The organism is Campylobacter majalis, from assembly GCF_905120465.1.
Lineage (GTDB): Bacteria > Campylobacterota > Campylobacteria > Campylobacterales > Campylobacteraceae > Campylobacter_A > Campylobacter_A majalis.
On sequence record NZ_CAJHOF010000038.1, the window covers coordinates 1 to 2,949 of the forward strand.

Consider the following 2,949-nt stretch of genomic DNA (forward strand, 5'->3'; position numbering starts at 1 on the left):
ATAGTTACATATCTAACAGCAGGAGCAGGAGCTGCATTTGCAGGAGGTATAGGACTAGCTAGTGGCACAGCAAGTGCTACTATGGTATCTGCTATGAGTTCGGCAGTTATTGCCAACTCATCTTTACAACTTACAAATATGGTCTTGTCTAATGGCAAAGTAAAGTTTGACACCACATCATTAACCAAGTCAGCTATAAGTGCAGGAGTAGGAGCTTATGTTAGTTCATATATAAACAATCTAGATATATTAAAAGATGCAACCTTAGCTAATGACAATAGTAGCTTTTTAAATTTTAGCACAGATAACTCACTAAATTTCTCTTATCAAAACTTTACTAAAGCGGCACTAAACTCAATTAGCAATGCAGGAATAAATAGTGCAATTTATGGAACAAATTTCAAAGACAATTTAATATCAAATTTAGCAATACAAACAGGAGATAGTTTATACAAGAGCGTAGGTGATATAGGATTGGTTAAAAATCTAGATGATAAGAGTCTAACAAAAATAGCTCTTCACTCTTTAGTTGGTGGTAGTATATCAGCCATACAAAACCAAAGCTTTAAAGATGGAGCCATTATATCTGGTCTAGCCCAAGCTCTAGCCCCATTAAGTTCAAACACTGATACAAACAAACAATTTTTATCATCACAACTTATAGGGATTTTAACAGGTGCTATACTAAGTGGTGAAACAGGAGCTAATCAAGGATATAATCTATCTACAAGTGCAGAGCAAAACAATAGGCAGTTGCATAAAGAAGAGATAGGTTTTATAAATAATCAAAAAAATATTGATAAATTTAAAGAAATACTTAAAACAAATGGTTTAAATGTTGAATATAGTAATGATGAAATAAAATCTATCCTTGCTAAAGGCGGAGTGTCATTAGTAGATAAATCATTTAACGAGGTATATGAAAATAATCTACCAGAAAAAGATAAAAACAATATAGGCTTAGCAATAAATTTTATAAAAGATAGCAACTTTTATAATGAGAGACTAAATAATACAAATGCATTTAACCCTACAAAAGAACAATACAGTGATAAATATATATATTTAGATACTTTTAAAAATGATAGAAAATTCTACGAAAATAATTTAAAATTGGATGTTTCTATTGGTGACACTACACTAGGTTTTATTTCAGGGGTAAGTGTTGGGGGAGTAAATTTAATAAAAGATACCATAAATGGAGCGTATGAATTAATAACTTCACCTATAGATACTTCTAAAAATATTTATAACACTTTAACAAATGCCAATACTTTAATAACAAATGGTTTCTATAAAAACGAACTAGATTTAATACTCGGAGATTACAAAAGTGCAACCGCAAGAGACTTTGAGTTTATAGCTGGATTAACTGGCGGTATAACTATTGGAAGAAGTGCTGCAAAGAGTAATGTTATAAGTAGCACTAATGATGTTATTAAAGGTGCTGATAGTGCGGTAAATGTTGCTAGTTATGAGAAGTATAAAAAAGACCTTATTTCAAAAATGGGCAAAGTTCAGGTTAAAGATGTTAAATTGCAAAAAATAATTAATACAATGTATAGAGAAGGGGCAAAAATTGGTTCTGGAAGTACTGCAGATGCAGTTAGATACGAACTTAAAACTGGGCAAAAAGTTGGAAACAAATTACATATTCAAAAAGCGATAGACAATATAAATGCTTTAAACAAGTGGTTAAAAAATAATCCAAGAGCCAACAAAAGCGATATAGATACAGCACAAAAATATATAAAGGATTTAACAAATGCAATTAATGGAAACTGATTTGGGCAAATATAAAGGCTATATTTATTTTTTTATTTCAAAACACAAGAGGTATTTTGAAGTATATATGGAACAAATTTTTCCCTTTGATATGGAATATATTCCATCTCTTTTATGGATATTAAGTGCTTTTGGGGATGCTACGATGGAAATTTTTGATGAACTGAGCGAGATGCAAAAATGCGAGATTTTTACATTTGTAGAAAATGGTGTAATAAGTAGCGATGATTATGTAGCCACAGCATTTTGCACTGGTTTTATGGAGAGTATAGCAAATAAAAAAGATTATGAAAATATAAAACCATATTTGGGACATAATTCTCTAGAATATGCTATAAATTGGCTTAACTTCCAATAATGAAAGCAAAAAACAAAATAGCCACAAAATCTGTAAATAAGTAGTTTATTTAATAAGGATAAAACACTTACGAAAGAGGCATTATTAAGGAAAGGAAAAATAACATGCGGAGAAAATTAGGAAATAAACATTAAAGCAAAAATTAACAAAAGATGGTAGCAATATTAACGATTGGACTAAAATGAAAATAGACACCAATAGTATAAAAAACATTATCATTACAATAAAACAAACGATAAGGTTTATTATAATGTGGATTATAAAACCAAATATTGATATTGGTAAATATCCGATATTGGATCACAAATGGAAGTGATTTTAAATGGACTTTGCAGATAAAAGAATTATCCGATGCCAAAAAGAATATAGAATTAAAATTTAGTGAGTATTTAAATGAATATAAATTTTACCAAAGAGCAAATAGATATCATATATAAAGAAAATTTAGAATTTGGGTAAATTGTCTATATGGACGGGGAAATGAGTTATTTTCTAAACAATTAGGGTGAAAATTAACTGACGCAGAAGAAACCGAAATCTTTTTAGCACTCTTTAAACGCATGATAGATGAGGGTTTGATACTCGCTCACACACCAATAAACGGCGAACCAGAAAAAGAGATCCAAGGAGATCTATTTTGGGATGTAAGCTCTGATAAAATGTTAGAGTATATTAGAAGTGTGTTGCCTAGTGATCCAAAATTTCTTTGGGGTGGCTTGGATGATAAAGATGATGAATGGAGCAAATTTTGGTATTACGACTGTCCTACAATTCGCTGGGTAGATAAAGAAACAGGACAGATTTAC

The 2,949-nt window shown here is 30.3% G+C and carries 3 protein-coding genes; all 3 read left to right on the forward strand.

Translation table 11 applies throughout. The features are described from left to right. A partial coding sequence (locus LQU93_RS09760) for a DUF637 domain-containing protein (protein ID WP_229933696.1) occupies positions 1-1,785 on the forward strand: 1,785 nt, incomplete at its 5' end. Next, positions 1,766-2,143, forward strand: coding sequence for a DUF7674 family protein (locus tag LQU93_RS09765; RefSeq protein WP_229933697.1), 378 nt, complete (start codon positions 1,766-1,768; stop codon positions 2,141-2,143). The genes LQU93_RS09760 and LQU93_RS09765, both read left to right, overlap by 20 nt. A gap of 560 nt (positions 2,144-2,703) precedes the next feature. Beyond that, positions 2,704-2,949, forward strand: a 246-nt coding sequence (locus LQU93_RS09770) for a hypothetical protein (RefSeq protein ID WP_229933698.1), incomplete at its 3' end; no start/stop codon positions are given.

Excerpts from the sequence above, each read along its gene's own strand:
- LQU93_RS09765 (WP_229933697.1), top strand. The coding sequence starts at position 1,766 with ATGCAATTAATGGAAACTGATTTGGGCAAATATAAAGGCTATATTTAT.